Source organism: Amycolatopsis sp. NPDC102389 (assembly GCF_044765885.1).
Classification (GTDB): Bacteria; Actinomycetota; Actinomycetes; order Mycobacteriales; family Pseudonocardiaceae; genus Amycolatopsis.
In genome coordinates this window covers 249,039-270,627 of the sequence record NZ_JBIWKX010000003.1, presented here as the reverse complement: position 1 = coordinate 270,627, position 21,589 = coordinate 249,039, and the positions used below count along the sequence as shown (strand labels likewise).

20 protein-coding genes are annotated in these 21,589 nt (G+C 69.6%); 12 read left to right on the top strand and 8 right to left on the bottom strand.

Annotated features, from left to right (window positions below; all coding sequences use genetic code 11):
- Positions 1-84: 84 nt before the first annotated feature.
- Positions 85-1,608, bottom strand: a complete 1,524-nt coding sequence (locus ACIRGA_RS05000) for a dynamin family protein (protein WP_400936819.1) — start codon at positions 1,606-1,608, stop codon at positions 85-87.
- A 209-nt stretch (positions 1,609-1,817) separates the two neighbouring features.
- Here ACIRGA_RS05000 and ACIRGA_RS04995 point away from each other — a divergent pair, with 209 nt between their 5' ends.
- The 3 genes from ACIRGA_RS04995 (at position 1,818) to ACIRGA_RS04985 (ending at position 4,159) form a co-directional block, all read left to right on the top strand.
- Entirely contained in the window at positions 1,818-3,011 is a 1,194-nt protein-coding gene (locus tag ACIRGA_RS04995) for a sensor histidine kinase (protein ID WP_400936816.1), read from the top strand.
- Positions 3,008-3,664: a response regulator transcription factor gene (locus ACIRGA_RS04990; protein ID WP_005167029.1), complete on the top strand. Its 657-nt coding sequence runs from the start codon at positions 3,008-3,010 to the stop codon at positions 3,662-3,664. Before ACIRGA_RS04995 ends, ACIRGA_RS04990 begins: the two co-directional genes overlap by 4 nt.
- A gap of 81 nt (positions 3,665-3,745) precedes the next feature.
- Positions 3,746-4,159: a VOC family protein gene (locus ACIRGA_RS04985; RefSeq protein ID WP_400936612.1), complete on the top strand. Its 414-nt coding sequence runs from the start codon at positions 3,746-3,748 to the stop codon at positions 4,157-4,159.
- A gap of 95 nt (positions 4,160-4,254) precedes the next feature.
- Here the strand turns inward: ACIRGA_RS04985 and ACIRGA_RS04980 are convergent, their stop codons facing one another.
- Positions 4,255-5,166, bottom strand: coding sequence for an SDR family NAD(P)-dependent oxidoreductase (locus ACIRGA_RS04980; protein ID WP_400936611.1), 912 nt, complete (start codon positions 5,164-5,166; stop codon positions 4,255-4,257).
- Positions 5,167-5,745, bottom strand: coding sequence for a TetR/AcrR family transcriptional regulator (locus ACIRGA_RS04975; protein ID WP_400936609.1), 579 nt, complete (start codon positions 5,743-5,745; stop codon positions 5,167-5,169).
- 190 nt (positions 5,746-5,935) lie between these two features.
- Between ACIRGA_RS04975 and ACIRGA_RS04970 the strand changes: the two genes are divergently transcribed.
- The 6 genes from ACIRGA_RS04970 (at position 5,936) to trmB (ending at position 10,901) form a co-directional block, all read left to right on the top strand.
- The gene (locus ACIRGA_RS04970; protein ID WP_400936607.1) at positions 5,936-6,874 is read left to right on the top strand and encodes an ABC transporter ATP-binding protein; all 939 of its coding nucleotides are present in this window, start codon (positions 5,936-5,938) and stop codon (positions 6,872-6,874) included.
- Between the two features lie 36 nt (positions 6,875-6,910).
- Positions 6,911-7,642, top strand: coding sequence for an ABC transporter permease (locus tag ACIRGA_RS04965; RefSeq protein WP_400936605.1), 732 nt, complete (start codon positions 6,911-6,913; stop codon positions 7,640-7,642).
- A 150-nt stretch (positions 7,643-7,792) separates the two neighbouring features.
- Positions 7,793-8,713 (top strand): ABC transporter ATP-binding protein, encoded by a 921-nt coding sequence (locus ACIRGA_RS04960; protein WP_400936603.1) that lies wholly within the window; start codon positions 7,793-7,795, stop codon positions 8,711-8,713.
- Positions 8,710-9,462, top strand: a complete 753-nt coding sequence (locus ACIRGA_RS04955) for a hypothetical protein (RefSeq protein WP_400936600.1) — start codon at positions 8,710-8,712, stop codon at positions 9,460-9,462. Before ACIRGA_RS04960 ends, ACIRGA_RS04955 begins: the two co-directional genes overlap by 4 nt.
- 159 nt (positions 9,463-9,621) lie before the next feature.
- Positions 9,622-10,173 (top strand): hypothetical protein, encoded by a 552-nt coding sequence (locus ACIRGA_RS04950; protein ID WP_400936814.1) that lies wholly within the window; start codon positions 9,622-9,624, stop codon positions 10,171-10,173.
- Between the two features lie 44 nt (positions 10,174-10,217).
- Positions 10,218-10,901: a tRNA (guanosine(46)-N7)-methyltransferase TrmB gene (gene trmB, locus ACIRGA_RS04945; protein ID WP_400936811.1), complete on the top strand. Its 684-nt coding sequence runs from the start codon at positions 10,218-10,220 to the stop codon at positions 10,899-10,901.
- 215 nt (positions 10,902-11,116) lie between these two features.
- Here the strand turns inward: trmB and ACIRGA_RS04940 are convergent, their stop codons facing one another.
- Both ACIRGA_RS04940 and ACIRGA_RS04935 read right to left on the bottom strand, forming a co-directional pair.
- Positions 11,117-13,366, bottom strand: coding sequence for an FtsX-like permease family protein (locus ACIRGA_RS04940; protein WP_400936598.1), 2,250 nt, complete (start codon positions 13,364-13,366; stop codon positions 11,117-11,119).
- A 73-nt stretch (positions 13,367-13,439) separates the two neighbouring features.
- Entirely contained in the window at positions 13,440-14,108 is a 669-nt protein-coding gene (locus ACIRGA_RS04935; protein WP_400936809.1) for an ABC transporter ATP-binding protein, read from the bottom strand.
- A 298-nt stretch (positions 14,109-14,406) separates the two neighbouring features.
- Between ACIRGA_RS04935 and ACIRGA_RS04930 the strand changes: the two genes are divergently transcribed.
- The 3 genes from ACIRGA_RS04930 to ACIRGA_RS04920 are packed head-to-tail and all read left to right on the top strand — an operon-like array spanning position 14,407 to position 18,152.
- Positions 14,407-16,182, top strand: a complete 1,776-nt coding sequence (locus tag ACIRGA_RS04930) for a sensor histidine kinase (RefSeq protein ID WP_400936596.1) — start codon at positions 14,407-14,409, stop codon at positions 16,180-16,182.
- Positions 16,179-16,829: a response regulator transcription factor gene (locus ACIRGA_RS04925; protein WP_038521866.1), complete on the top strand. Its 651-nt coding sequence runs from the start codon at positions 16,179-16,181 to the stop codon at positions 16,827-16,829. The genes ACIRGA_RS04930 and ACIRGA_RS04925 overlap by 4 nt, the downstream gene beginning before the upstream one ends.
- Before the next feature lie 15 nt (positions 16,830-16,844).
- Positions 16,845-18,152, top strand: coding sequence for an amidohydrolase family protein (locus ACIRGA_RS04920; RefSeq protein ID WP_400936594.1), 1,308 nt, complete (start codon positions 16,845-16,847; stop codon positions 18,150-18,152).
- Between the two features lie 228 nt (positions 18,153-18,380).
- On the opposite strand, the gene ACIRGA_RS04915 is transcribed toward ACIRGA_RS04920, so the two are convergent.
- From ACIRGA_RS04915 to ACIRGA_RS04905, 3 genes are all read right to left on the bottom strand, one after another.
- Positions 18,381-19,067 carry an SDR family oxidoreductase gene (locus ACIRGA_RS04915; protein ID WP_400936592.1) on the bottom strand — a complete coding sequence of 229 codons (687 nt, stop codon included), beginning with the start codon at positions 19,065-19,067 and terminating at the stop codon, positions 18,381-18,383.
- Positions 19,068-19,159: 92 nt separating this feature from the next.
- Positions 19,160-20,887, bottom strand: coding sequence for a hypothetical protein (locus ACIRGA_RS04910; protein ID WP_400936590.1), 1,728 nt, complete (start codon positions 20,885-20,887; stop codon positions 19,160-19,162).
- A 53-nt stretch (positions 20,888-20,940) separates the two neighbouring features.
- Positions 20,941-21,558 carry a class I SAM-dependent DNA methyltransferase gene (locus tag ACIRGA_RS04905; RefSeq protein WP_400936589.1) on the bottom strand — a complete coding sequence of 206 codons (618 nt, stop codon included), beginning with the start codon at positions 21,556-21,558 and terminating at the stop codon, positions 20,941-20,943.
- Positions 21,559-21,589 lie beyond the last annotated feature (31 nt).

Genomic DNA, 21,589 nt, shown 5'->3' with positions numbered 1-21,589 from the left:
TTAACAATCTTGGGGCGCGTTTCGTCCTCTGGATGCGGTAGTTGCACGCGCAAGGACCGCATCCAGAGGACGAAACGCGGGAGGTCAGTCGCGGATCTGCTGCCAGATGAGGAAGTAGGCCCGGTGCACGACGTGCGCGACGCGGCTTTGGGCGGGCGTCGCGCCGAAAGATGCGAAGGAGCGCCACCAGCCGGCGCGTTCCAGCGCGTGGGCGGCGAGCTCGGCGCGGGGAGCGCCCGGCTTGCCGAGCTGGGCGCCGATGTCGGCGTTGCTGCCGACCCGCAGGACCTCCTCGGACAGATCCTCGGGCATGTCGACCGCACCGGACGCGACCAGCGTGAGCGCTTCGAGCAGCCGCAGCTGATGCGCCTCGGGCTTGGCGAGCAGGACCTCGATCGCGTCGTGGACGCGCTGCCGTTCGGCCGGGTCGCCGGACGCGTGGGCCAGCGCGGTGACCGAAGCGAGCGCGGCGGCCGCCTTGATGCCGTCGGCGCGGGCGGCGAACACGATGCTCAGCCGCTGTCGGACGGCTTCGAGCCCGGAGGCGTCGAGCAGCTTCCGGCGCAGCGAGCCCGCGGTGATCTCGGGTTCCTTGCGGATCGCCTCGACGGCGTACCGGACGCCGAACAGGTCCAATTTCTCCAGCAGCCGCAGCCGGGTGCCCGCCGCGACGTCGCATTCCCAGCTGGTGAAGATGTCCGCCGAGATCAGCATGGTCTCGAGGATGTCGTCGTCCATCTCGGCCAGCTGGCGCAGCGCCTCGGCGTCGGGGGAGGTGAACCCGCCGGACTCGGCCGACTCCGCGATCAGCCCGATCACCGGCAGCACGTCCGCGACGCGGGGCTTCAGCGTCGCGGCCTGCTTCTCCGACAGCAGCGTCGCGGCCTTCCACACGTCGCCGCCCGAACCTTCGACCGACTCCGGCGCGATGGTGTCCGCCTTGTTGAGCACCGCGATCGCGTTGACCGGGCCCGCCTCGCGGCTCGCGGTCGCGGCGGTGAACGCGGCCAGCGCCTGCTGGTCGTCGGCGCGCACGCCCTGCGTGACCACGTAGAGCACGGCCTCGGCACCCGCGACGGCGCTTCGCGAAGTGTCGTCCAGCTCGTCGGAGCCTTCTTCATCCTCTTCGGAGTCTTCGGGCTTACGGTGCTTCGCCGCGCCCAGCAGTTCCTCGGTCCGCGACACCGAAGCGGCGTCGAGCGAGCCGAGGCCGGGGGTGTCGATCACGGTCATGCCCTGCAGGACCGCGTTGGTGAGGTACGCCTCGATATGCGAGACCTTGTCGATGTCGATGCCCAGCTCGGCCGGGATCATCCCGTCGGCGGAGAAGGGCAGCACCTGTTTGCGGCCGTCGGTGAAGACGATCTCGACGCGGTCGACCGTGCCGTACTGGAACCGGGTCACCAGCCGGGTGCACTCGCCGACGTCGGTCGGCGCGACCCGGCGTCCGATCAGGGCGTTGACCAGGGTGGACTTCCCCGATTTGATCCGGCCCGCGACGGCGACCTGCAGCGGGCCTCCCAGCCTGCGCAGCACTTCGGCGAAGCCGGCCGCGGTCCGCGCGGACACCTGGGGCTGGAGCCGATGGCAGAGATTCGCCACCGACATCGACAGCGGGCCGGCGAGACGGCCCTGCTCCGTCGCTGAGGTCACGGCGCCCACCCCTCCCGGTCGTCGAGCACGCCGAGGAGAATCGTGCCATGCCGCTCATCCTCGGGTCGCACCGAAGGTGGTACCGGCGACCGACGCGCGAACGGCATCGGCCGACATAGTGTTGCCAGGTGCGACGGTTGAGCCTCTGGATGCGTGCCCACCCCATGGCAGGGGACAGCGCGATCGCCGTCGCCCTGTTGCTGACGGACCTGCTGTTCTACGTGGCGGCCGCCGAGACGCCGGAAGTCCCGATGCCGCCCTGGTACGTGGTCGTCCCGATGGACATGGTGATGGTCGCCCCGCTGGTGTTCCGGCGGAAGGCGACGCTGTGGTCGGCGTATCTGCTGCTGCTGATCGGCATCCCGCACAGTCTGCTGGAGCTGGGCGCCGCCAGCGCGTTCGCGATGATGATCAGCCTCTACTCGGTGCTGGTCTACGTCGGGCGCAAACAGGGGCTGCTGTACCTGCTGGCGACCGTCGCCACGTCGGGGCTCCAGATGTGGATCGACACGCCGGAAGACGTGTGGATATTGGCGATCATCGCCACCTTCTCCACCGCACTGTGCTGGACGCTCGGCGAGTTCGCCGGCGCGAGGCGCGCCTATCACGAGGAGGTGGAAGCCAGATTGCATCTGCTTGAGACGGAACGGGACCAGGCGACCAGGATCGCCGTCGGCCAGGAACGCGGACGCATCGCCCGCGAGCTGCACGACGTCGTCGCGCACGCGGTGAGCGTGATGGTCGTGCAGGCCGACGGCGCGTCCTACGCGGTCGACGGGAATCCCGAGATGGCGAAACGGGCCTTGCAGACGATTTCGGAGACCGGCCGCGGCGCGCTCGCCGAGCTGCGACGGCTGCTGGACGTGCTCCGCAGCGACGGCGACGACGAGCCGCGCGTGCCGCAGCCGGACGCCAGCGCGCTGACCGACCTCGCGGACCGGATCCGCCAGGCCGGGGTGCCGGTGACGCTGGCGATCGGGTCGGACGCGCTGGACGGGCTACCCGCCGGTGTCTCCCTCGGCGTGTACCGGATCGTGCAGGAGTCGCTGACGAACACGCTGAAACACGCCGGACAGGGCGCGCAGGCGGAGGTGCTGGTGCGCCGGGAGGCGGACGTGATCGACGTCCGGATCACCGACGACGGCGCCGGCCGCGCGAAACAACTGGTGCCCGCGGCGGCGAAGACGGCGTCGCACGCCGCGCCGCCGGGACCGCGAAGGCTCACCGTCCCCGGTGGGAACGGATTGATCGGAATGAGGGAACGGGCGAACGTCTTCGGCGGCACGCTGGAGGTCGGGCCCGCCCCCGGTGGAGGGTGGCAGGTGCACGCGAGGCTCCCGGTTAGGTTGGCGACGTGATACGGGTGGTGGTCGTCGACGACCAGGAATTGATGCGCGTCGGGTTCCGGATGGTCCTGGGCGCGCAGGCCGACATCGATGTCGTCGGTGAGGCGGGTGACGGCGCGCAGGCCATCCGGCTGGCCGAGGAACTGCGGCCGGACGTCGTGCTGATGGACGTCCGGATGCCGGTGCTGGACGGCGTCGAGGCGACGAAGCGGATCGTCGAGGCCGGGACGGCGCGCGTGCTCGTGATGACGACGTTCGACCTGGACGAGTACGTGTATTCGGCGTTGCAGGGCGGGGCCAGCGGGTTCCTGCTGAAGGACACGCAGCCGGATCACCTGGTGTCGGCGCTGCGAGCGGTCGCTTCGGGCGACGCCGTGGTCTCGCCGTCGGTGACCAGGCGGCTGCTCGACCGGTTCGTCGGCGGCGGCGGGAAGCCGATGCGGGACGCGGCCGAGCTGGACGTCCTCACCGAACGGGAGCGGGAGGTGCTCGTGCTGATCGCGAAGGGCCTCTCGAACCTGGAGATCGCCGAGACGCTGTTCCTGTCCGAGGCGACGGTGAAGACGCACGTCGGGCGGATCCTGTCGAAGCTGGATCTGCGTGACCGGGTGCAGGCCGTGGTGCTCGCCTACGAGACCGGGCTGGCGCGTCCCGGGGTCACCTGAGATCGCGTCGGAAAAGTGGTCATTCGGTGAGCACTTTGCGGCGGATGCTTGTCCTCGGAGCCACTACCCGAGGAGAACGAAATGCTGCGAGGCCTCACCACCACCACGTTCTACGCCGACGACCTGACCGCCGCGATCGAGTGGTACTCGGACCTCTTCGGGATCGAGCCGTACTTCGTCCGCAACGGTCCCGACGGCACGACGGCGTACGCCGAGTTCCGGATCGGCGACTACCAGCACGAGTTCGGCCTGGTCCGCGGCGACTTCCGGCCGCCGCTGGCCCAGCCCGGCCCCGGCGGGGCCATCGCGAACTGGGCCGTCGACAACGTCGAGGACGTCTTCGCGCGGCTGCTGGAGAAGGGCGCGAAGGAGTACGAGCCGATCATCGAACGCGGGCCGGGCTTCGTGACCGCGGCCGTCGTCAACCCGTTCGGCAACGTCCTCGGCGTCATGGTCAACCAGCACTACCTCGACGTGCTGGCCGGGAAGAAGTAGATGCCGGCCACCAGAGTCGGCAGGGGTTGCGAAAGCCACCGGCGCGGGTCGTGAGTGGCGTTTCGGGTTAGAACCCGAAACGCCACTCACGAGGCTCAGCGGTACAGCGAGTGATCCGCCGTCGCCGCGTCCTTGCCCGGCTCCCTGACTTCGGCCATCCACTTGCCGAAGTCGGGGCGTGAGCCGTCGACGTCGGTCAGGCCGTATTCGTTCATCAACGTCCACGACGCGAGCGTCTTGCCGGCGAACCGCGAGACCTCCGGGTCGGTCGCCAGTTTCGCGACACCGCGCCCGAGCAGCGCCGGGGTCTCCGAGATGGCGAAATCGACCGGGGCGGATTTGCCGACCGCGTCACGCCACGTCTCCTCGGTGACGCCGAAATGGTCGAGCATGGCTTCCGAGCGCAGGAAGCCCGGTGTGACGGTCATGCCGACGCAGCCGTACTTCTTCAGTTCGGCGCCGAGCGCCCTGCCGATGGCGCGGATCCCGCATTTCGCGAGGAAGTACGGGATCCCCGCGCCGACGTACTCGTCGTGGTCGCCGTCGGTGACCTCGATGACGAGGCCCCCTTCCCGTCGCACGACCAGCGGGAGAAGCCGGTGCAGCGCGATCAGATGCGTGTCGATCGCGTTGTGCACCAGCGTGAGCGCGTCGTCGAGGCTGGAGTCCCAGTACGCCCCCTCGAAATCCGCGAACGGGTCTCCACCCCAGACGTCGTCGACCAGGAGATCGATCCGGCCGTCCACTTCGGACTCGATACGCGCCCGAAGAGCGTCCACATCGGACACCTTGGTGAAATCGGTCCGGACCGGGATCGCCCAGCCGCCCGCCGCGTCGACGAGTTCCGCGGTGTCTTCGATCGTCTCCGGCCGCTTCATCGGCGACTGGTGGTCCCGTGTCGTGCGGCCGGTGACGAACACCGTCCAGCCGAGCCTGCCCAGTTCCACCGCGATCGCCCGGCCACATCCCCGCGTCGCCCCCGTGACGACGGCCACTTTCCGGTCCATTCAGGACACTCCTTTCCACGCGGCGAGCACCGCGTCCACGTCTTGCCCCATCCGATCGGTGATCCGCCCCTTCGGCCGGATCGACCAGTCCAGCGCGGCCCCGTTCGCCACCCCCAGCAGCACTCGCGCGGCGCGGACCACACCCGGCGCGCCCGGCAGGTCACGCGCCGCGACACGCACCAGCCGTCGCAATTCCGTTTCCACGGCGGTGAAATGTTCACCGAGCAGGGCGCGCAGCTCCGGGTCGCCGATGTCCACCCCCAGCTGCCCGAGATGGTTCGCCGCGGTCTCCGCGTCGCCCAGCCCCTCGTAGACCACGACGACCGCCGCTCGCAACGCCTCGACGGGATCGGCCAGCTCACCGCACTCCCGCATCAGCCCCACGACCGACCGCGTGTTCAACCGGCTCAACGCCTGCAAAAGGCCGTTCTTGGAGCCGAACCGCTGGGCGACCGTGCCGACCGCGACCCCGGCCTCCGCCGCCACCTGGGCCAGCGTGAAACCCGGGCCGACCATGCCGATCACGGTTCCCGCCGCGGTCAGCAGTCGTTCGTCGGTGATGCTCCTGGGCCGCGCCATGCGATTATTGAACCACGGTTCATTAACCCTGGCGAATCAGGGTCACTCTCAGGGGTATCACCGATCGCGTACGCCGCCGGAAGACGGCAAGCTACGTCTCAGGTCGGGTATCAGGTTGGCACCTCAGGATGACGCGCTCGGCCACCCACATGGACGACGATTGTTCTCGCAGTCGCCGAGGGGAGCAGACATGATCGAGGCAGCGGGCCTCACCAAGCGGTACGGCAGGACACTGGCGGTGAACGACCTTTCGTTCTCCGTCGCGGCGGGTGAGGTCACCGGGTTCCTCGGCCCCAACGGGGCGGGCAAGTCCACGACCATGCGGATGATCCTCGGGCTGGACAACCCGACCTCGGGCCAGGTGCGCATCGGGGGCAAGCTCTACCGCGAACTGAAGGACCCGCTGCGGACCGTCGGCGCGCTGCTGGACGCCAAATGGGTGCACCCCAACCGGTCGGCGCGAGCGCATCTGCGGTGGATGGCGAAATCCAACAAGATCGCGGAGAGCCGGGTCGACGAGGTGCTCGAAACCGTCGGGCTCACCAGCGTCGCGGGAAAGCGCGCCGGCGGGTTCTCCCTCGGCATGTCGCAGCGGCTGGGGATCGCGGCGGCACTGCTGGGCGACCCTGAGGTCCTTCTCTTCGACGAGCCCGTCAACGGCCTCGACCCCGAAGGCATCCTCTGGATCCGCAAGTTCATGCACCGGCTGGCCGACGAAGGCCGCACGGTGTTCGTTTCCTCGCACCTCCTCTCGGAGATGGCGCTGACCGCGAGCCATTTGGTCGTGATCGGCAAGGGAAAGCTGATCTCCCAGTCCTCCACCGAGGACTTCGTGGCGCGGGCCGCCGAGAACACGGTCAAGGTCCGGTCGCCGCAGCTGCCCGCGTTGCGCGCCGCGCTGACGCAGGCGAGCGCTCAGGTCGCCGACGCCGACCGAGCGATCGTGGTGTCCGGTTTGGACAGTGACAAGATCGGCGAGATCGCCGCGGCCAACCAGATCGTGCTGCACGAGCTCAGCCCGCAGACCGGCTCCCTGGAGCAGGCCTTCATGCAGATCACCGGCGATTCGGTCGAGTACCACACAGGTCTCGAAGCAGAAGCCGCCGAAGTGGTCACCGCCGTCCAGTAACCGGCACAGCCTTCACTCTTCGAGGAAAGAAAAGCCATGACTCTGCTCGCCGTGGAACGCATCAAGCTGTTCACCACCCGCTCACCGTGGTGGTGCGCGCTGGCCGCACTCGCGGTCGTGATCGGTTTCGCCGCCATCGTCTCCGGCGCCGCACCCGCCGGGGAACTCACCGACGTCAGCCTGACCCAGTTCGGTTACGGCTTCGGCATGGCCGTGATCATGGTGCTCGCCGCGCTTTCGGTGACCACCGAATACCGCTTCAGCACCATCCGGACCACCTTCCAGGCCGTGCCGAACCGCACCGCGGCACTGCTGGCCAAGACCGGCGTCGTCGCGATCCTCTCGCTCGTGATCGGCGAGGTCGCCGCGTTCGGCGCCTGGGGCCTCGCCTCGGTCATGCGGCCGGAAGACCTCGCGCTGGACACCGCCGCGGAATGGACCAGTGTCGCCGGGGTGGGCGTCGTGTTCGCACTCGCCTCGGTGATCGCGATCGCCGTCGGCATCTTGATCCGGCACAGCGCCGGGGCCATCTCGCTCGTGCTGATCTACGCCCTCGCGGTGGAGAACCTGATCCAGCTCATCCCGAAGATCGGCAAGGACATCTACGAGTGGATGCCGTTCCGTGTCGCCGACAGGTTCCTCACCGGTTCGGGCCCCGCCAGGGCGGAAGCGCCGTTGAGCCAGGCCGGCTCGCTGGCCTACTTCGCCGGTTTCGCGCTGGTGCTGCTGGTCATCTCGCTGGTCGTCGCGAACAAGCGCGACGCGTAAGGACTTCCACAGGGGAGAAAGCCGGACGTCTCACTCGGGGGAGCGAGACGTCCGGACGGGGAGAAAAAGGGGAACAAGGACCGGGCCGCCTATCGGGGGGCAGCCCGGTCCTTTCCCGCGTAATGTCGGAACCCACTGGCGGGAGGGCTGATGATCGAGGCCACCGGACTCACGAAACGCTACGGCGACAAGCTCGCCGTCGACGACCTTTCCTTCACCGCCGAAACGGGGCGCGTGACGGGATTCCTCGGCCCCAACGGGGCGGGGAAGTCCACCACCATGCGGATGATGCTCGGGCTCGACAACCCGACGTCGGGCACGGTGACGATCGACGGCAAGGCCTACCGCGAGCTGCATGATCCACTTCGGACGGTCGGCGGCATGATCGACGCCACCTGGCGCCATCCCGGCCGCACCGCGCGCGAGCACCTCCGGTGGATCGCCGCGACCAACGGCCTGCCGGACAAGCGCGTCGACGAAGTACTCCGGCTGGTCGGGCTGGAATCGGTCGCCCGCAAACGGGCCGGGCAGTTCTCGCTCGGGATGTCGCAGCGGCTCGGGATCGCGACGGCGCTGCTGGGCGACCCGCGGGTGCTGCTGTTCGACGAGCCGGTCAACGGGCTCGACCCCGAGGGCATCGTGTGGATCCGGCGGCTGATGCACGCGCTCGCCGCCGAGGGGCGCACCGTGTTCGTGTCCAGCCATCTGCTGCCGGAGATGGCGCAGACCGCGCAGGACCTCGTCGTGATCGGGCGCGGAAAGCTGATCTACCAGGGCACGATGGAGGACTTCGTCGGCCGGGCGAAGGGGCTCGGCGTGCGGGTCCGCAGCCCGCATCTGCCCGCACTGCGGACGGCGCTGACCGACAAGGGCGCCGAATTCCGCGAGGAGGACGGCGCGCTCGTCGTGTCCGAAATGGACAGCGACGACATCGGCGAACTCGCGTTCGCCGCGGGCGCGACCCTCCACGAGCTGAAGCCGCTCGTCGGCTCGCTCGAACAGGCGTACATGCAACTCACCGCCGAGGCCGTCGAATACGGCACCGGCCAGGTCCCGGAGGTCGTCCGATGACCGCGGCGAACATGCTCCGCGCGGAGCGGATCAAGCTGCTGAGCACCCGCATGCCCTGGTGGTGCGCGGGTATCGCGATCGTGGTGGCGCTCGCCTACACAGCGCTGTTCTTCGGTTTCGTCCCGCTCGAGGGCCAGACAGGCGTCAACTCGACGCAGGTCGCCAGCGCGCTCGGCCGCACCGTGGTGCTGGTCCTCGCCATTCTCGCGGCGGCGACGGAGTTCAACTGGGGCACGATGAAGCTCACCTTCCAGGCGGTGCCCTCGCGGGTGCCCGCCTTGCTGGCGAAGGGCGCCGTCGTCGGGGTGTTCTCGGGGTTGATCGGCCTGCTGGTGGGCTTCGGCTCGTGGGCGATCGCGTACCTGATCAAACCGGCCGCCGACCTGGGCCTGGCTTCGGGCGCCGACTGGCGCGCGGTGGCGGGCCAGGGCCTGACCTTCTTCCTGACCGGTCTGCTCGGCGTCGGCCTCGGGCTGCTGTTCCGCAACCCCGCGTTCGCGCTCGGATTCGCGCTGGCCTGGACGCAACTGCTCGAGGGACTCGTCATGCTGATCCCGAAAGTGGGCGACGACATCTACCAGTGGATGCCGTTCTTCGCGGCGAATCAGTTTTCCGGGCCGGATCTGACGGTTTCGATGTTGAAACTCGAACCGCCGTTGGGACCGTGGGGCTATTTGGCTTATTTCGCCGGGATCTGCGTGGTTGTTTATACGGCCGGACTGATGATCACCCATCGCCGGGACGCGTGAGCTTTTACCGCCCCCAAAGGAGTTAAGTCCACGTTAAGAGGCTGTGGCTTCTCTCACAGGAAGCGGACATACTGTTCCTGACCGGGCGATGCTCGGGATGAGCCTATTTTCGGCTCTCGGCCCCGGAGGTGATCCTTGACGGTGGATTCCGGTCAGGGAGTGGAACGCACGATCCCGCAAGCACGCACGGAAAGTATGCAGCCCCGGCTCGAGCCCATGCTCGACCTGGAATGGTCACAGGCGATCGAACTGCCCCGCACGGTGGCGTCCGCGACCCGGCCGTCGGATATCCGCCGCGCCTGGGTGCATCGCGCGCCCGAAGATCTCGTCGTCGCGTTGTACCGCGCGTCGAGCGGAATGCACGGTGAAATTCCCGCGCCTTGGTGGCTCCGCGCCATCGTGGAAGGACGGCTCGAATCGCGGGAACTCGGTTTCCGCATCGAAGATCGCATCGCCGGCGTGCTCGGCAGGCGGCCGGGCTGGGAATTCGTCCCGTGGGCCGCGGACGGGGAATCCGGCTACTGGGAGTTCATGCCGTCCGAGCGCGGCGCTTCCGGGCATTCGATCCCGACCACGGTGCTCAACACGAGCCGCCACGACGGCTGGATCGACGTCCTCCCCGCCCATTCGAGTACGACACCCTCGCCGATCGCGGTCGCCGGATTCGCCGGCCTGCGGTCACGGCTGGGGGAGTTCGAAGCCGTCCGGTAACCCCCGCGTTTAATGGGCTGGTGGAAAACGAGGACCAGCCACGGATGCGCAGCGTGGTCAGCTATGTCAAACGCGGCGGCCGGATGACCGTCGGGCAGCAGCGAGCCTGGAACGAACTCTGGCCGTCGCTCGGCCGCACCGTCGGCGAACTGCCCGAAGGACCGGTGGACTTCGACGACTGGTTCGGCAGGCGGGCCCCGGTCATGGTGGAGATCGGCTCGGGCATGGGCGAGACCACGTCCCAGCTCGCCGCCGCCGCGCCGGAACTCAACTACGTCGCGGTGGAGGTCTACGACCCGGGCCTCGGCCAGCTGATGTTGCGCGCCGAGAAGCTCGGGGTGAAGAACCTGCGGCTGATGCACGGTGACGCCGTCGTGCTGCTGACCTCGCACGTGGAGCCGGGCTCGCTGTCCGGCGTCCGGCTGTTCTTCCCGGACCCGTGGCCGAAGAAGCGGCACAACAAGCGGCGGATCGTGCAGCCCGAATTCGTCGCGCTGGTGGCCTCTCGGCTCGCGCCGGGCGGGACCTTCCACATGGCGACCGACTGGGAGAACTACGCCGAGCAGATGATGGAGGTCTGCTCGGCCGAGCCGCTCCTGCGCAACCGTCACGCCGGCGAGCCCGGCGGCTGGGCGCCGCGCCCCGAGTGGCGGCCGATCACGAAGTTCGAGAACCGCGCCGACGTCGAGGGCCGGATCTCGCACGACCTGATCTTCGAGCGGGTCTGAGCACACAGAAAGGGCCGGTCAGGACGTCCCCACGTCCCTGACCGGCCCTTTCTTCACACCCCCGCACCTTGGAACGCCCCCTGCGCGTCCCCGATGCCCGTTCATCCCTCCCCCGACAGAGGGACGACCGGGCATCCGGCCTCGTGGGTGTGATCACCGACTCCACCCACGAGACCTGCCCGCCCAGGCGCCATGACGCCATTCGGGCGAACTTTTTATTCGTCGGCCAGAGGCTCCGACTGCACCCGCTTGAGCGCCGGGGTCGAGACGGATGCCCCGAGCAACGCCACCCCGATTCCCAGCACCACGGGCGCCAGCAGCCACGGGCTCAGCACGACCGCCTCCTTCTCGACCAGGCTGTAGAGCCCCATGCCGACGCCGATCCCGACCACCCCCGCGCCGATGGTGGCCACCATCGCGGGCAGGGCCGCTTCCATCCGCAGCGCCCTCGACAGCACCCGGACCGGTGTCCCGGCCGCGATGAGCGCCCCGAAGGTGCGGCGGCGGTCCATCACCGAACCCGCGGTCGCCACGGCCGCGCTGCAGCCGGCGAGCACCCCGGCGGCGATGAGGCCGATGACGGTGACGCGCCGCAGGTCGCCGAGCTCCTGCTGCTGGCCGATCAGGTGCAGGCCGCGGCTGCCGACTTCCTGGCCGGCGGCCGCGCCGACCAGCGCGGTCCGCACGACCTCGGCGTTCTCGGGGGTCGTCGGCACGATCACGTCGAAGCGCTCCGGCGTGACACCCGCGGGCACCAGGGCCGGGTCGATGACGATCGTGCCGGCCGTGTCCTCGTCGCCGTTCGGGAAGAGGTGCACGGGAGCCTTCGGATCCAGCGGTGGACCGGCCTTGTCGTATTCCGACATCACGCGGTACTCCGCCGGGTTGATCGCATACCTGCTGTAGATCGCGGGCCCCGGCTGGCAGGAGCCGCCGATGTTCACCCGGAGCAGTTTCGTGGCGTCCTCGCAGGACATCACGAAGGCCCGGCTCAAATTCTGGGAGCGGGTGCCCGGCTCGCCGGTGGACAGGTAGACCTGCCCGACCGAGACGGCCTTCTCGGTGATCCCGTACCGGGCAAGCGACGCGTTGGTCTGGTCAGCGACCTGTCGCGACTGGGTCGCGTCGGATTGGGCGTAGAGGACGTTGTCCTTGAAGGTCCGGCCGCCGCCCGCCATCGACTCGAACGAGGGCAGCAGGGTGAGCGCCATCGAACCGGTGAAGACGGCGAGCACGACACCCGCGGTGGCGCGGTAGGCGCTCTTCGGGTCGTCGCGGAGCCTGCGCCCCGCCAGCAGCGACGCCGGTTTGCGCCAGATCCGGACGAACGTGCCACCGACCGCCGAGGTGACCCACGGTCCGATGATCGCGGCCGACCCGACCAGCAGGAACAGCCCGAGCATCACCATCGGCAAGCTGGCGTTGTCCTGGCTGATCGCGAAGAGGAAGAAGGCGCCGGCCACCGGGACCGCGAGCAGCCGCCACCAGTGCAGCGGCTTGCGAGCGTGCGCCGAGGCCGCGAACAGCGGTGTCTTCAGCACGCGGCGGATGCCGAGGACCCCGGCGAAGACGACCAGCAGCGGGATCGCGATGGCGACCGCGATGGTCGAGCCGGCCGACAGGCTGAAGTCCGACGCGAGCCAGGTTCCGCCTGCCCACGGGACGAACGTCGAGAGCCCTTGCAGCGCGGGCGCTATGAGGATCCCGAGCAGGGCGCCGACGGTGGCGGACAACGCCGTCTCGGCGGCGACGATCTTCGTCACCTGTCCCGGGGTCGCCCCCGCCAGCCGGAGCGCGGCCATCCGCAGCTCGCGCCGGGCGGCGGTGAGCCTGGCCGAAGACGCGACGAGCACCAGGCTCGGCACGAGCAGGACGATGACGCCGACCCAGGCGAGCAGTTCGAGCATCGGATCGGGTTTCGCCTGCTTGTTGGGGAAGCCGTCCGCGGCGAGCGCCGTCTGCGGCATCGACTCCGGGGTGTGGCCGACGACCGCGACCAGCTGCTCCGGGTACATCAGGGATTCGGGTCCGAGCGCGTCGACGAGTTTGCCGAACCGGTCGCCGAGCTGCGCCTGCGGCGCGGACTGGATCAGTTTCCCGAGTTCGGGCGAAACGATCGACTCGCCGGGGCCGGGCAACCTCGGGATGCCGGGCGGCAGGCTGAGCGTCGGCGCGGTGCCGGTCTGCGCGATGTCGACGCGGATGATCTCGCGGTCGCCCGAGTAGTCCTTGTTCGCCGCCATCAGCAGCGGCGCCGGACGCTGGCTCTCCCCGGATTGGGAGTAGTAGCTGCCGATGTCCTGCCAGATCGCCCGCTGGGAACGGGCCTGCGTGGCACCGGGCAGAGAGGCGAGCAGGAGCACCAGACTGGTCGCGACGGCGACCCCGACCGCGGTGAGGATGGCCGACGTGCGGGTCCGGCGGTCGACCCGGAGCACCCGCATGGCCAGCTGGAAGCTGTTCATTACGCCGATACCTCCGCGATTTTGCGCGCGCGGTGAGTCGAGCGCGCTCCGTGGTCCATCTGCTTGCCGCGCGTCATGCTGGGGCCAACCTCGTCGCGATCAGGCCGTCCCGGATGGAGACGGTGCGCGGCATGGCTTCGGCGAGCTCGCGGTCGTGGGTCACCACGATCACCGCGGCGCCGCTGTCGGCGGCCGCGGCGAGCAGCGCGTCCATGGTGGCGCGGCCGGTGCGGGTGTCGAGCGCGCCGGTCGGCTCGTCGGCGAAGATCACCTTCGGCCGGTGCGTCAGCGCGCGGGCGATCGCGACGCGCTGTGCCTCACCGCCGGAAAGCTCGCCGGGGCGGCGCTTCTCCTTGCCCGCGAGGCCGAGCTTCGCCAGCCATTCGCGGCCGGCTTCGATGGATTCCTTGCGGCCCTTGCCACCCAGCAGCGACGGCAGCGCGACGTTCTCCTCGGCGCTCAGTTCGGCGACGAGCATCCCGGACTGGAAGACGAAGCCGAACTCGGTGCGCCGAAGTTCGCTGCGCTTGCGCTCGTTGAGCTGGTCGACCCGCTGCCCGGCCAGGAAGATCTGCCCGGAGTCGGCGCGGAGGATCCCGGCGAGCACGTGCAGCAGGGAGGTCTTGCCCGAGCCGGAGGGCCCGACGATGGCGACCGCGTCACCCGCCTGGATGTCGATGTCGATCCCGGCCAGCGCGTGCTGTGTGCCGTACCGCTTCACCAGCCCACGGCCCGAAAGCACTGTGCGATCATCGCGCCTGCCGTGATCGTGCTGCCAGGGCGCTGCTTCGGAATTCACGTTACCTCCCACGCAAGGGCGCCCTGCCATCACGATCGCGGGACCTGATGGTCAAAAGGGCGCGACTTCAAAAGATCAAAAGACCTCGGTCTTGTCAGCCGCACTCAGCTTCGCGAAACCGCCGTCTGTCCACTTCGGGCAGACGGCCAGTGCTGATCACGCGCGCATCGGCCGATCGGCCGACCCGGCTCGGGCCGGTCGGCCAAGGTGCGGACGGCGGCTGATCCTCTACCGTCACGGTGTGACAGCAGGTCCGGCCCACAACAAGTTCACCGCGCGGGTGAGTGCGCTCGCGCGACGTATCGGCATGCCCGCCGTCGTCCTGCTGGCCGCGCTCGCGTTCGACCTGGTCTTCATCACCGACGCCGCCCTCGACGACACGGGTACCCGCGGGATCGATCTCCTGTTGTTCCCCGGCATCTTCGCGATGGTGTTCTGCGCGCTCTGGGCGCAGAAGCGGGCCGCCGTCGCCGCCGTCGCGGCCTCGGTCGTGCTGGTGGCGTACACGCTGGTCGTCCGGTATTTCAACGTCCCGACCTACTCGAGCGTGCTCGCGCACCTGTCCATCACCGAGGTGGTGGCGGGGGTCGAGATCCTGTTCTACGCCGCGCGCCGGACGCGGCCGGGTGTCGCGTTCGCCGTGATCTCCGGCCTGGTCTTGGCCACCCTCACCGCGGTGTCCGGCCGGTACTACTCCGGCAGCGAGTCGAACGGCACCATGGCGCAGGCGATGCTCTTCGGCAGCATCCTGCTGGGCGGCACGCTGGTCTTCGCGGTCCCCGGACGCGATCGGACGGCGCATCCGAAGCGCTACGAGAAACTGCAGAAGCTCAACAAACTGGTGATGGGCCAATGGCCGCTCATCGGCCTGCTGGGCGTCGCGCTGCTCCTCGAGTTCGGCTTCACCTACGAGAGCGGGGCGCACGGCTTCCCGATCCTGGTCTGCTCGATCGTCGCGGCGATCATCGCGATCGCCGCGCCGCGACGGCCCGCCGACGCGATGATCGCGCTCACCGCGGTCATGCTGCTTTCCGCGCTGGTGACGCCGTTCCTCCGGCTGCGCTACGACTACGTGACGCCCGGCGGCGTGCCGGGAACGCAGATCGTCGCGGGGATGGGGCTGGTCGTCACGCTGGTCCGCGCGGTCGGGTTGAGCAAGGCCCTGCCCAGGATCGCCGGGCTGTCGGTGGTGGTCGCCGTGGCCTCCATCCTCAACACCAAACGGCCCACCCCGCGGCTGATGACCGATCCGGACGACATCGCCGGCTTCGCCGTGGCCGCGCTGCTGCTGCTCGGTATCTCGGTGGCGGTCGGCCTGGCACTGCGGTCGCGGGATTCGGAACGCACGCAGGTCATCCAGTCGGCGATCAGCGACGCGCAGACGTCGGAACGGATGGCGCTGGCGCGGGAACTGCACGACGTCGTCGCCCACCACGTCACCGGGATCGTCGTGCAGGCGCAGGCGGCGAAGATGATGGGTGAGAAGAACCCGCAGGTCGCGGTCGAGGCGATGGGCCGGATCGAGGACGCCGGAGTGGAGGCGCTCGCGGCGATGCGGCGGCTCGTGCGGAGTATGCGCGGCGACGCCCCGGCCGGGAGCAGCGAGTTCAGCGAACAGGCCACCACCGATCTCGCCGCCGACCTGCGGACGCTGATCGAACGGTCGAACCACGGCGTGAAGACGTCGATGAAGCTCGAACTGCCGCCGGATGTGCCGCACGAGGTCGGGCGGTCGGCGTTGCGGCTGGTGCAGGAGTCGTTGACGAACGTCGGGAAGCACGCGTCCGGCGCGAAGGAGGCGCTGGTCATCGCCGAGGTGACCGGGAACGAACTGCACCTCCAGGTGACCGACGACGGACGCGAGCCGGAGCGGCGTCCGGCCGGTGGGTCGGGCGGATACGGTCTGATCGGCATGCGCGAACGAGTCGCCCTGCTGCACGGCCGGCTTTCCGCCGGGCGGGCGCCGGGCGGCGGATGGCGCGTCGAAGCGTGGCTACCCCTTGAAGGAGAAGAGTGATCCGGGTATTGATCGCCGACGACCAGGACATGGTGCGGATCGGCTTCCGGATGATCCTGGACGCGCAGGACGACATCGAAGTGGTCGCCGACGTGGCGGACGGGGTCTCGGCGGTCGCGAAGGCGCGCGAACTGCGGCCGGACGTCTGCCTGCTGGACATCCGCATGCCCGGGATCGACGGGCTCGAGGTCACCAAACAGCTGGCGGGCCCGGATGTCACCGATCCGCTGAAGGTGGTGGTGGTCACGACGTTCGACCTCGACGAGTACGTGCACACCGCGCTGCGGAACGGTGCGAGCGGGTTCCTGCTGAAGGACGCCGGGCCCGCGTTGCTGATCGAAGCGGTGCGCGCGGCCGCGCGCGGGGACGCGCTGGTGTCGCCGCAGATCACCGTCCGGCTGCTGAAGCATTTCGACGGCGGGACGGTGAAACGCGACGTCAGCCCGCCTTCGGAGCCGCTGACCGCGCGGGAGCTGGACGTGGTCAAGGCGGCCGCGAAGGGGCTGACGAACACCGAGATCGGGGCCGAGCTGTTCCTGTCGCTGTCCACGGTGAAGACGCATCTGGCGTCGGTGCAGGGCAAGGTCGGTGCGCGGAACCGGGTGGAGATCGCGGCCTGGGCGTGGCGGAGCGGCGTGGTGGACTGAAAGTAAGCTCCCTTCATGCAACGCCGTTTCCACGCTCCCGTCGTTCTCCCCGCCGACCCCGCCTGCTCGTTGCTGCGTGACGCCGTGGTCGACGTGGACGAGGCGGGGCGGATCACCCATGTCGGTCCCGCTTCCGAGGCGCCCGAAACGTCCGCTCCCGTGACCCGGTTGAGCGGCATCCTCCTGCCCGGTCTGGTCAACGCGCACGCGCACAGCCCGATGACGCTGCTGCGCGGGATGGGCGGCGACCTGCCGCTGCTGCCGTGGCTGACCGAGATCATCTGGCCCACCGAAGCGAAGCTGAAGCCCGCCGACATCCGCACCGGCATGCTGCTGGGCTCGGTCGAGATGCTGCGGCACGGCGTCACGACCAGCGCGGAGATGTACTTCGAAGGCGAGCAGCTCGCCGACGCGGTGCTCGCGACCGGTGGCCGCGCGGTGCTGGGCCCGCCGATCATGGAACTGCCCGGGATGGACTGGCGCGCGATGCTGAAGAGCATCGAACGCTGGATCGACACCGACGGTCTCCGGTTCGGGCCGGGCGAACGGATCGAGGTCGGCTACGGGCCGCACTCGGCGTACATGCTGAACGAAGAGGCGCTGCGGGCGACCGCGGAATCGGCGGCCGAGCGGGGCGCGCTGGTGCAGATCCACGTGGCCGAGGCGGCGCTCGAAGACGTCAAGCAGCGTGAAGAGCACGGCTCGGTGCCCGCGTTGCTGGAGAAGGTCGGGATGCTGCGGGGGCGGACGCTGGCCGCGCACGCCATCCACTTGTCCGACGAGGACATCGCGCTGTTCGCCGCGCGCGGTGTCGGGATGGCGCACTGCCCGGGCTCGAACGCGAAGCTCGCTTCGGGCATCGCTCGCGTGACGGAGCTTCGCAAGGCGGGCGTCGCCATCGGGCTCGGCACGGACGGCCCGGCGTCGAACGACGACATCGACCTGTGGGAGGAACTGCAGCTCTCGGCGATGTTCGCGCGGCTCGCGACCGGCGACTCGACCGTGCTGACCGCGGCCGACGCGTTCCTGCTCGGCACCCGCGGCGGCGCGGACGCGCTGGGCCGGACCGACATCGGCGCGCTGGAAACCGGGCGTTGGGCGGACATGGTGCACGTCGACCTCGACGACCCGGCCTTCGCGGCCGGCCTCGACGTGCCCGACGTGCAGCTGCTCTCGAACCTGGTGTGGGCCGCCGGCTCACGCCGCGTGCGCGACGTGTGGGTGGCCGGCGAGCAGGTCGTCGGCGACGGCGAATCCCTGCGGGTGGACCGCACGCAGGTGCAGGCCGAAGTCGCCGACACCTCCGTGCGCCTTCGCTCTTAACTCACCTACCCAGCCCCCCACCCGTCCCAGGGGGCGGCCCCGAGGCCAGTCTATCGGGGGTTGGGGGCGGGGCCTGCGGAAAAGTGCTGTTCAGGGGCTGGTTGTCCACAACGGGGCAACGCTGTGGACAACTCGCGGCTGGGCCTGCGCGCCCAATGTGGCATTGGGGACGTTGAGCGACCCCAATGCCACATTGGGCGCAAAACGCGACCGGCGAAGCGGGGGCGGCTAGACCAGGCCGCGCGGCCGGAGGGTCACCTCGGTCGGGTGCGCGTCGCCGGTGGCGGAGACCGCCGCGAAGACGGCGGCCGCGACGGATTCGGGGCGCAGGAAGCGTTCCGGCTCGTACGCACGGCCCTCGCCGGCGACGATCGCCTGCTGCATTTCGGTGTCCGTGCGGCCGGGGTAGATCGACGTCACCCGAAGCGTGGACTCCTCCTCCCGCAGCGAGTCGGCGAAGGCCCGGACGGCGAATTTGCTCGCGGCGTACGGACCCCAGCCCGGCCGCGCGTTCTGTCCGGCACCTGAGTTGATCACGACGACGTGCCCCTTCGAAGCACGCAGCGCGGGCAGCAGCCGCCTGGTCAGCGTGACGACCGCGAGCACGTTGACCTCGAAGTTCGCCCGCCAGTCGGCGTCGGTCGCGGTCTCGACCGTGCCGAGCCGCGCCACACCCGCCGAGTGCACCAGCACGTCCAGTTCGCCGAATTCGGTCGTCGCCGTTTCCAGTGCCTCGTCGTCGGTCAGGTCGATCGGCCACGGCCGCGCGTCGGGCAGGGTGCCCGCGAGCTCGCCGAGCGCGTCGGCGTCGCGACCGCCGAGCAGCAGCCGGTGGGTCGGGGCGAGTGCGCGCGCGACCGCGGCACCGATGCCGCGGGTGGCGCCGGTGACGAGAGCCAGGGGGAGATCAGCCATGGCCGCCACGCTAGTACGGCGGTCTTGCGTGATCGAAAGCGTATCTCGCGTGATTGGAGAGCGAACTCGCGTGATTGGAGGCGAAACTCGCGTCAGGGGGCGCAGGTGACGGGTGGGGTCGCCACTCTCGGGAACCGGACCGAGCCCCGCGTGAACGACCCGACGAGGTTGTCCGCGAAGCGGCCGGCGGTCAGCGGATCCCGCACTGAAGCGTCGATCGCGACGAGGTCCGGGCAGTCGAGCGCAGCTCGGGCTGCGGCGACGTCCTCACTGCGAACCGGGCCGCCCTCGGCGATGGGGAGCCGCGCGGAATTCGCCAGTTCCCATACGGGCGGCAGCCATTTCTGGTGTCCGGGGCGGCCGTTGGGGAGCGACGTCGAATGCGCGGCGAACGGGTTGGCGAGGCCGTAACCGTCACGCAGCCGCATGTCGAGCGGGATCAGCAGGCCGAGCGCGCCCATGCTGTCCGCCGCGACGGTCACGTACGGCCGGTCCGTCGGATACGCGTACCAGCGTCTGGTCGCGTAGTCCTGGATCAGCACCGCCGGACCCGTCACGCCGTGGACGGCGTCCAGCGTCGACGGCATCAACGGGTGATCGGCGTAGTCCTCCGCCAGGACCGGGTGTTCGTGCCCGGTCGACCGCGACCAGAACGACCGCTCGTCCGTGACGCCGACGGCGCGCGGAGAAGCCGAGTACGCCGGACGAAGCGAGGCGGCGGCCACGAACGCCCAGATCCCGACGACGACCAGGAACACCACGGTCAGCCTCGTGACCGGCAAGGCCAGTACGGGCAACAGCAGGCAGAACAGCGCCGGGAGCATCATGCGCCCGTGCATGAAATCCCCGCCGACGCGGATCACGTACAGCGCGAGCAGCACCGCGCCGACGAGCGGGACCGCGGTGAGCACCACGAACGTCTTGTCCACAGTGGACGCGACCGTGACCGCCGCGACGGCGAGCACCAGCAGCGGAAGCCACAGCCAGTACGGCTGGACGAGGTCGACCAGATACGCCCAACCGCGCGCCCAGTTCGCCTCCGACGCTTCCTTGACCAAGGCGGTGTTCGGCGTGAGCAGACCGTAGTAGCCCATGCGGAACACCTGATACACCAACGGAAGCGCGCCCGCCGCGGCCAGCAGGCCCAGCGCACGACGACGTCCCGGCCGCACCAGCGCGAGCAGCGCCGCCAACGCGACGACGCTGAAGAGGGCGAGATCCGGTCGTACCAACGGCCCGAGCCCGGCGACCACCGCGACGGGCCAGGTGCGCAGATCGTCCACTGTGGACGCTCGGCGGACGAGCAGCCACCAGGTACCGCCCAGCCACAAGGTGATCAGGCCGGTCTCCAGCCCGGACGTCGCGAAGTCGCGGAACGGCGGCAGCGCGCAGACCACCAAGGCCCCGGCGGGCGCGAGCCCGTGGAACGCCAGCGGCTGGTAGAGCCGCCGGGCACCGTCCAGGCCGAAGAACAACCCGGCGACCGAAAAAACCAGCCCGGTGACCACGGAGATCCACTCCAGCGGCACTCCCGGAAGCAGCCCGAGCACGCTCAGGACCGCCGTCCACAAAGGACTCGTGTTCGTCTCGACGCGTTCGCCGATGTTGAACACCGGCCCGTTGCCGGCGAGGATCTGACGGACCGTCCGAAGCACGATCAACCCGTCGTCGCTCATCCAACGACGGCGCCAGGCCAGGTCGGCGTAGACCATCAGCACCAGGCCGAACCCGAACCACGTCCAGGTCGACGGCCTCAGATACCAGGCGCGCGAAGGCCAGTCGGGCGTGTTCTCACCCGTGGTCGTGTTCGTCTGCGTCATGACCCCGCCCGGCTCGGTTGCGTGCGCAGGAGATCAGGTCCGCGGCCCGCGAGTCAAACCGCGCGGGCGGACAGACAGGCCTGTGGCCACTTCCTCCCTTCCATGGTCAGCCGCGCGGTGACCTCGAAACCCGCCTGGCTCAGCAGGGCGGTGACCCTGCCGGGATCCAGCAGGTAGGCGTCGTAGGTGACCGGGTGGCCGTACGCCGTCTCCGGGCTCAGCCGCTCGTCGCCGACGTGGAATCCGGCCAGCAGACGACCTCCGGGCGCGAGCGTGCGGCGGAACTCCGCGAACACCTCCGGGAGCACCTCCGGCGGCAGATGGAAGATCGACCACCAGGCGACGAGGCCGCCGAGCTCGCCGTCCGGGAGGTCGAGGGTCGTCATCGAGCCGACCGAAAACCGCAGGTCAAGATACTGACGACGAGCCACCTCGATCATTTTCGGCGACAAGTCGACACCCGTGACGTCGAGACCGAGCGACGCCAGGTGGGCGGTGACGTGCCCGGGACCGCAGCCGACGTCGACGACCGGGCCACGCACCTGTTCGGCGAACGCGGCCAGCATCGCGCGGCTGACCGGCTCCTGGTCGAAGAGCGGTCCGACCCGCGCCGCGTAGTCCTCGGCGACGGTGTCGTAGGACTCGCGGGTGGCGTCGAGATGTGAGGTCACGGTGGGCGACGTTAGCGGCACCCACCGACAA